Raw genomic sequence first — 8042 nt, forward strand, 5'->3', positions numbered from 1 at the left:
ATTTATTTTTTGTTAATTTTGAATATTAGAACCATAATTAACAAGTATATCTATATTGAGAAATTTATTACAAAATTAGTTATAAATGATTCGAAATCCCAATGTAAACTTTTAGCCATTAGTTTACATTAAATTTTAAAAGGGGTATCGTCACATGCCCATCAACTTAAGAAAACAAATCCACCCCAAAACGAAAAAATGAGCTTTTTTATTACAAGTTAGGACAAGAACCCGTTCTGGGGGAGTTGTATTTTCTTAGCTTGATAGCGATGGGGTAGGCTCCCTTGTTAACTTAGGGGTAATTTATGTCGTATTTAGCAATTATTAATTACATAATGCAAATGATTGTTTACATTTTGTTAGCAATCATTTACAATTACAGTAATTGTAAATGAGGAAAGGGAAATTATGATGCTAGAAAACAGAGTTAGAGAATTACGAGCACGATTTAGATGGACTCAGCAAGACTTGGCCGATGCAATTGGGGTCACAAGGCAGACAATTGGATTAATAGAAAAAGGTGATTATTCTCCATCTGTCACTATGGCGTTAAAAATAGCTGCTGTATTTCAAGTTACCGTAGAAGAGGTTTTTTATTTAAAGGGAGAGGATCGATTATGATAAAACAGGTTTTAAGGTCCCCACTTATAGGGGCCAGTATATTTGTGCTGATTATTGCATTTTTACTATTTTCTCTTATGAATACACAAGTCATTTTAGCTAAGTTATGTTTCGGGATTTTAGTGACGGTTACTTTTTTATGGCTCATTCTCACAAGGATTTATAACCGAAAGAATCCTCATGATAAGATTAGATTATTTGGTTTTATACCATCTGAATTTCGTGAAATCGATGAAGGACAGCAGTGGGTAACCTATAAGGCTTGCCGAAGTGTGTATATTTACTATAGCATTGCGCTTCCAGTAACGGCAGGGATTTGCTTCCTCTTTTCTCAACATAATTTTGTTCCATTATTGTGCATTGGTTTACTAGGTGCAGGTCAATACATTGTCTATTGGTTAACTACTATTCTTATTTTAAATCGTATTTAACAAAGGGGATGAAACAATATGGTGGAGTGGGCTCAAAATGCGGGTGCATTATGGCAATATGTAGTGTTATTTCTTTTAGCTTTTGCCCCATGGATGGATGTATCAATCGTTGTACCACTTGGTATCGCATGGGGGTTACAGCCATTTGCAGTAGGAGTAACAGCATTTGCAGGAAATCTTATCTTGGTTCTATTACTCGGTTTTTTCTTTAAACAGTATGCAGAATGGCAAGCAGCAAGAAAACTAAAAAAAGGTATAACAACACCTTCTAAAAAAGAAACCCGATCAAGAAAAATATGGGAACGATATGGTATTCCAGGTTTGGCTCTTCTAGCTCCAATTCTCGTAGGAACTGATATTGCGGCCGTATTAGCTTTAACATTTGGATCTAACCGGACACACGTCATAAGTTGGATGACGGTAAGTCTAGCAGTATGGACAGTCATTTTTACAGTTGCTGCGATGTATGGGTTTAGCTTTTTAAATATTATTTAGGATATCATGATGATTTTAGGTAATCTAAAATCGCTCACTACCTAAAATTATGGAGTGATATAGTGAGTTCATATAATATCAAGACAAAAGCTTTGACCAAAAATATTTAAACACTCAACTAGCTGTATGATATGGTCATAGTACCGTAGCTCACGAACTTATATGGGTAGAGACACATTGCTATCAAGCTAATATTTTGAAGCATCCCCAAAACAAAAAAATTGTACATTTTCATCTGGAGATGTCAATTTTCTCGTTTTGGGGTATTTGCTTTTCTTAGGTTGATGGGCATGGGGTATCGCCAGCATTTCGGAAAAAAACACGCTAAGAGTATGCAAAATTTTATACAGTTTTTCAGCTAATTCAGTAACAAACGAGAACTCTAAAACCGCTTAAGGATAGAAATGTATAAAAAAATGCATAAATCCATAGAACAAAAAAAGCAGGTTGCTTTGTGAGAATAAGATTCCGCCTTTTTCCTTGCTATCGATAATAGGACGTTATGTTAAGCGAGCATGTATACGATATTCATGAACCCAAAGTAATTAAAATATGCTTTGGGTTTTGTTTTTTCCAAAATAAGGTGTAAATACATCTTTACATTTATGGTGTTTTTATATAATATATTAGTAAAGATATCTTTACATTGTAGGTGAAACGATGGCTGTACAAAATAATATTAAAGAACTACGAGTACAACATAAAATTACACAAATTCAAATGGCGAAGGACTTACAGGTTACAAGACAAACGATTGTAGCCATTGAAAATAACCACTACAATCCAAGTTTAGAATTAGCACTGAAAATAGCTCATTACTTTAATCTGAAAATGGAGGACATTTTTACACTCGAATAATCTTGAAATAAGGGAGCGAGAGAACAATGCGAATACAAAAACAAGATGAAATGGAGCAATATCATGTAGCAAAGGCCAGTAAAAATGCGTTCATGGTCTATACTGTTTTATTACTCATTTGGTCTTTATACGATAACTTTAGAAATGGTCATTTAGGAAATGCTTTTTTGATTTTATCAGTAGGGAATGCAGTGTATTTTTTGACACTGGTTGTACAAAAAAGAAAAATAGAACGCTTTGAAGAGACAGATGACTCTGATACAACAAAAAAATTTGTAAAAAGAAACATGCATTTTATCATGTGGGCAGTCATCTTAATTGTTATAATTGTTATTGGATTACTTACGAAATAGAAGAAAAGGGTAACTTCCGAGAACGGTAGTTATGTAAATAAGCTGTCCATCTGGACAGCTTATTTTTTGCTTAGCGTGTTTTTTTCCGAAATGCTGGCGATACCCCATCGCTATCAAGTTAAGATTTTTAATTACCCCCAGAACGAAAATTTCATGCATCATTGACTACTGATAATGATGCGTTATGTAGACCTCACAGATAGATATGGGTATACAGTTCTTCTTTTATGGTACACTTCAATAAAAGGGGGGGAAGAGGTTTGAAAAAGTGGATTAAAATCACATCAACCTTAGTTATTGCTATAGCAGTTGGTATTTTTACTGGTTACAAAGTCGGTACGTATGCAGGCTCAGACGTTAAGAAAAAGCAGACTGAGAGAATTAAAGGGGAAGAGGTAATATTTGACCTCAACTCTGATCGTCATATAATCAATGCAATGCACAAAATGACTCATCAAAAAGTATTATCTCACGAAAAGCAAGGATTTATCAAAATGACTCCAGAAAATATCGAAAAAGTACGTCGAGCGATTGATGAAAGTAATAGTGGAACCTTACAACATAAAGAACAGTACCTTAAGATGTTGGTTCGTTGGTATGAAGGCGATTTCTCTCAATCGGTTCAGGAGCATAATTTATTATGGGAATGGGACAATAACAGCACTGGTAAAGCATACGAATTAGCGACACCGGAACAAGAAGAAGCATACATTTTAGAACAAGCGAAGTCTGAAAAATAATAAAGGGGTATCGTCACATTGCTATCAAGCTAAGAAAAGCAAATACCTCCAAAACGAAATAACGACCCGTTTTCTGTCAAAAACACACCAAATTTTCATCCTAGGGTGTTATAAAATTCTTAAGTTGATGGGTATGAGCTCACCATATCAAAAAAAGAAAATTGTACGTTTAGACACAAATTGGACAGATTTTAACCAGTTCCTTGTACGTTAAGGAACTGGTTATTTATTTTACAGGTGTTTTTGCCCATACTTTGAGAAAGCAAGCTACATGTAATTTAATCGGTATTCTCTGGTTCATAGTTAATTCAAATCTTCTATATTAATTAACATGTTGATAAAAAAATGGGTTAAACCTTAGAAGGTAAGTATATGGCCTACATGTATATTAAAATTTTTGCACCAGAACCGTTTATATTGCGTGTTGTTCTTTAATTGTAACTGTTTATCTCTTCTTTCAAGAATACCTTTAATTCATCTTCTAAATTCATGTTCCTAATGAATTTATCATACAATTCAATATGTCTTGCTACTTCCATTGACTGTTCTAATACCCGTGTATTATCAGAATTAATTTCTATAATATGATTATCCCGCCATTGTATCTCTTCTTCTAATTCTTTTATTATTGATTCCAATTCCTTTACTTTCCCCATACCCACCACACTCCCAAATATTTAATTTGTGATTATTAAATTATAATATAAGTAATTCTCTTTATTATATATTTGTTGTTTCCTGTTACAGAATCCTTATGATAAGGATTCTTTTTTTATATGAAAAATCACAAATAAAAAAAGATAAGATCGGCGAACACGATCTTATCTTCAGCACAAGGAGTAAACAAAAGGATAACCATCATATTTATATCATAGTTTATTTCTTGTTAATTTTGAATATTAGAACGAGAATTAACAAGTATATCTATATTGAGAAATTTATTACAAAATTAGTTATAAATGATTCAAAACTCCAAAGTAAACTTTTACCCAAAAGTTTACTTTCATTCTATTGATACCAAAGTAAGTGTCAACGGTTCACCACAATGCAAGGTTAAAACATACTATGTGACAGCAAATGAAGCCTATGTGTATGTGAAGTAGATGAGAAAAAGAAACCTACGTTTTGAAATGCACCCCAATTGTTAGAAATAATTGGGGTGCATTTTGTATTTTGTATAATAGTTTATGAATGCTGTTTAATTTTGTTGTGATTTAACTTGTTTAGAATATTCTTTCATTTCTTCTTTGATTCTATTCTTTTCTTCAGATGTTAATGTTCTAACGGCTTCTTGATATAGCGCATCTGTATTTGGTGTTGTAGATCTTGCGAAACTTTTGGCTAATGATCTATTGTCCCACAGGTCCATTCCATATGAGATCCAAGCCTGATCATTAGGGTCGTCATAGTAGGAATCTGCCCAAGCAAAGTTGGAAGTTCCAGAATAAATTTGGTATGCTCCTGCTGCAGTGGATAATAAACTTCTTGTAAATCCAGCAGCTCTTCCAACATAGCCATAATGCATATTACCAATGTCTTCAGCGGCTAATACTCTACCATTAAAGTTATAGTATCCATATCCAAATTGACGCTTATAGTCCCAATCGCTTCCTGTTTTAACATGTTGTACAAATTTTAAACCCACACCAGCCGGATATGAACCAAGATTTCTATCTTCTTGAGCAGCGTATGCCATTTCAAGTGCGTTCCTTTTCATTGTATAAGAGAAACTTGAAGTAATATTGGTATAATTTGATGCTTGGTTTCTTGCAATGATTGAGCTATTATCTGAATTTTGATTCTCTACCTCAGCAAATGTAGCTGAATTAAATGATAGAAGCATAGTTGCGGCTAAACTAGTAACTAATAATCCTTTTTTCTTCATAAAATAGTAACCTCCTATTGATAAGTACATGGATATTTATAACATATTTTTACGAAAAATTACAAGGATTTTATATACAAAAATTAAATTATATGTAATATATATATAGAGCATTGTTTAACTACATATTGGAAAGGAAGGAAACTTAATGAGAAAGTTGTTATCATTTATTGTAATTAGCTTTACGCTCTTATTCGGTTTATTTACTGTTATACCAAGTGTCTCAAATGCCGAAGAAGTTACGGAACAATTTATTACTAAGGAAGAGGCAGTATCTACAGTAGGGAAATATGTAAAAACTGTTAGTGAACATACTTACCCGAATTGGAAAGGGGCGAGTTATAGTATAGGAAAAACTCTCTATAGCTCAGAAGGGAAAATTTCAGCTTATGTATTTCAAATTCGTAAAGCTGATCAGGATGTAGGATATATTATTATAAATGGTAAAAAGAATGAATCACCTATTATAGAGTCTACAAGAAAAGGTACAAACCCTTTTGAGGATGTAGAAGAAGGAAATGCTATTTATAATGGCCCATTAAAATACTTCAAAAAAGAAAATGGAAAGATTGTGACTCTGGGACCTGATCCAAAACAGGAGAAGAAAATCTTTAAACCAATCCAAATTGAAGATAATGCCACAATTGAACAGCAGGAAAAGAATAATAGTTCGATGAAGCCTAAAAAACTTCTTGCTTCGAATATTAATACTAAAAAACTAGCTAATGTTCCAGATTATATATGGTTTAGAGGGTGTACCCCAACAGCTACAACTAATCTATTGGGATATTGGTATCTAAAGGGATACGAAAATCTAATGCCAAGTATTTATCCATGGGATACTATAGAAGAAATTGCTAAATATTATGGGACTAAGGTTGATTATTCTCAACCTGATTATGGTTCAACTTATACAGATAAGATAGCCCCAGGATTAAAAAAATATTTTAATGATAAAGGATATAGAGCGGAAGTCGAACTTCATATGGGGAGTTCATTCCAAGGTATTAAAAATGAAATAGATCAGGGAAGGCCAGTGCTTATTACTACTTACAAACATCCTACTTATGGGGACCATAGTGTAACAGGTATAGGATATGAGGACTTTTATAGTCCAGAATTTAATGAGAATTTTAGAAGTTTGATTGTTCATGATACATGGGAACAAACCCCAGAGGATATGTATATAGATTTGAGCAGAGAATCTGAGTTTATTCATTCATATGCAACTGTTGCCCCTAAAATATTTGAAGATGTTCCGGCAACTCATTGGGCACATAAAGAAATATTGTATATGTATCATCATAAAATTGCTTCAGGATATGGCAATGGATATTTTGGTGCAGGAGATAATATTACAAGAGAACAATTAGCTGGATTTTTATATAATTATCTAAAACCTGAAGATAGTAATGAGAATCCTTTTAACGATATTAATGACAGTATGTTTAAAAAACAAATTTTAGCATTAACAAAAAAAGGGATATTTTCAGTTAATTCTGAGCATACATTCAACCCAAAGGGTGTAGCTACAAGGGCAGAAGCAGCTACAATTATAGTTAGAGCTTTTAATCTTAAGGTGAAGGCGAATTATGAGTTTAATGATATGAAAGGTCATTGGGCTAATGAATATGTAAAAGCTTTATACAGTAATGGTATAGCAAATGGTGTTGGTAATAGGAATTTTAATCCTGGTGGTTTGGTTACACGTGATCAATTCTCTATGTTTTTATATAGAGCTATACATGTTAATCCAAATTTTGTACCTTCTCCTATCTAAATTACAAAATAAAAAAACTAGTAAAATACTAGTTTTTTTATTTTGTATTAAGGAAATATTTCAATTTTTCACTGGAATAATCCTCCAATCAAGATTATAAAGAGTAAAGCTACTATCAGTACTATATTGATTGCTAAAGTAAAGATGCTTCTTATAGCTGAAGTACGATTATTTATTCCAGTCAAACCAATTATACTAACAAGTAGAGTTGCAAATACTAGATAAAAAAGTATATTGAATGGATTTACTCTGAATAAATTTTCGAGTACCTTATGTAAAGGGGAGAAAGAACATAATAAAAAGATTAATAAACATAATAAAGTGCATATAAAAGAAAAGAAATTTAATGTTTTTTCCAAAGGTAGTACATCGCCCTTCTCTATGATTTTATTTTGGTAAATCATCACAAATTATATCATATAATCCATGTGAGAATAATATTTCTTTTTATCATTTTAGCCAAGAAGACTCCTTCCTCAAGGAGCGTGAAGGGTCACAGCCCAGTGAGTAGGTGGGAGCTGAATTGGCTTCGAACAAGGGATGGCAGGAAGCCATCTTAATTGTTCGACATACATAAAGTGTTACTCCACCATATATCGAAAGTATGTTTGGTGTATAATAGTCATATACCGAAACGGAGGTGAATAAAATGATGATTAATAAAGCTTATAAGTTTCGTATCTACCCTAATAAAGCACAAACAATTCTAATCAACAAAACGATTGGCTGTTCTCGCTTTGTATTCAATCATTTCCTATCCTTATGGGATCACGCATACAAAGAGACAGGAAAAGGCTTGACCTATGGTACATGCTCTGCCAAACTTCCTGCCATGAAGAAAGAGTTTGTTTGGCTAAAAGAAGTGGATAGTATTGCGAT

10 protein-coding genes are annotated in these 8042 nt (G+C 32.9%); 8 read left to right on the top strand and 2 right to left on the bottom strand.

What is annotated here, in order from left to right:
• Positions 1-408: 408 nt before the first annotated feature.
• The 6 genes from JDS92_RS28785 to JDS92_RS28810 all read left to right on the top strand — a co-directional run bounded on the left by JDS92_RS28785 (position 409) and on the right by JDS92_RS28810 (position 3498).
• Complete coding sequence (locus tag JDS92_RS28785; RefSeq protein WP_098157645.1) at positions 409-621, top strand: helix-turn-helix transcriptional regulator; 213 nt, start codon at positions 409-411, stop codon at positions 619-621.
• Positions 618-1052 carry a hypothetical protein gene (locus JDS92_RS28790; protein ID WP_098475183.1) on the top strand — a complete coding sequence of 145 codons (435 nt, stop codon included), beginning with the start codon at positions 618-620 and terminating at the stop codon, positions 1050-1052. Before JDS92_RS28785 ends, JDS92_RS28790 begins: the two co-directional genes overlap by 4 nt.
• Positions 1053-1070: 18 nt before the next feature.
• Positions 1071-1547, top strand: coding sequence for a small multi-drug export protein (locus tag JDS92_RS28795; RefSeq protein WP_199632954.1), 477 nt, complete (start codon positions 1071-1073; stop codon positions 1545-1547).
• A 660-nt stretch (positions 1548-2207) separates the two neighbouring features.
• Positions 2208-2405 carry a helix-turn-helix transcriptional regulator gene (locus JDS92_RS28800; RefSeq protein ID WP_199632955.1) on the top strand — a complete coding sequence of 66 codons (198 nt, stop codon included), beginning with the start codon at positions 2208-2210 and terminating at the stop codon, positions 2403-2405.
• A gap of 26 nt (positions 2406-2431) precedes the next feature.
• Positions 2432-2758, top strand: a complete 327-nt coding sequence (locus tag JDS92_RS28805; RefSeq protein ID WP_199632956.1) for a hypothetical protein — start codon at positions 2432-2434, stop codon at positions 2756-2758.
• A 260-nt stretch (positions 2759-3018) separates the two neighbouring features.
• Positions 3019-3498 (top strand): PRK06770 family protein, encoded by a 480-nt coding sequence (locus tag JDS92_RS28810; RefSeq protein WP_199632957.1) that lies wholly within the window; start codon positions 3019-3021, stop codon positions 3496-3498.
• Positions 3499-3929: 431 nt separating this feature from the next.
• Here the strand turns inward: JDS92_RS28810 and JDS92_RS28815 are convergent, their stop codons facing one another.
• Both JDS92_RS28815 and JDS92_RS28820 read right to left on the bottom strand, forming a co-directional pair.
• Entirely contained in the window at positions 3930-4154 is a 225-nt protein-coding gene (locus JDS92_RS28815; RefSeq protein ID WP_199632958.1) for a hypothetical protein, read from the bottom strand.
• A 542-nt stretch (positions 4155-4696) separates the two neighbouring features.
• Positions 4697-5383: a polymorphic toxin type 44 domain-containing protein gene (locus tag JDS92_RS28820; RefSeq protein ID WP_199632959.1), complete on the bottom strand. Its 687-nt coding sequence runs from the start codon at positions 5381-5383 to the stop codon at positions 4697-4699.
• A 148-nt stretch (positions 5384-5531) separates the two neighbouring features.
• Here JDS92_RS28820 and JDS92_RS28825 point away from each other — a divergent pair, with 148 nt between their 5' ends.
• Both JDS92_RS28825 and JDS92_RS28830 read left to right on the top strand, forming a co-directional pair.
• Complete coding sequence (locus tag JDS92_RS28825; RefSeq protein ID WP_199632960.1) at positions 5532-7163, top strand: S-layer homology domain-containing protein; 1632 nt, start codon at positions 5532-5534, stop codon at positions 7161-7163.
• A 652-nt stretch (positions 7164-7815) separates the two neighbouring features.
• A partial coding sequence (locus JDS92_RS28830; RefSeq protein ID WP_199632961.1) for a helix-turn-helix domain-containing protein occupies positions 7816-8042 on the top strand: 227 nt, incomplete at its 3' end.

The sequence above is a fragment of the Bacillus cereus group sp. N12 genome, assembly GCF_016483575.1.
Taxonomy (GTDB): domain Bacteria; phylum Bacillota; class Bacilli; order Bacillales; family Bacillaceae_G; genus Bacillus_A; species Bacillus_A toyonensis.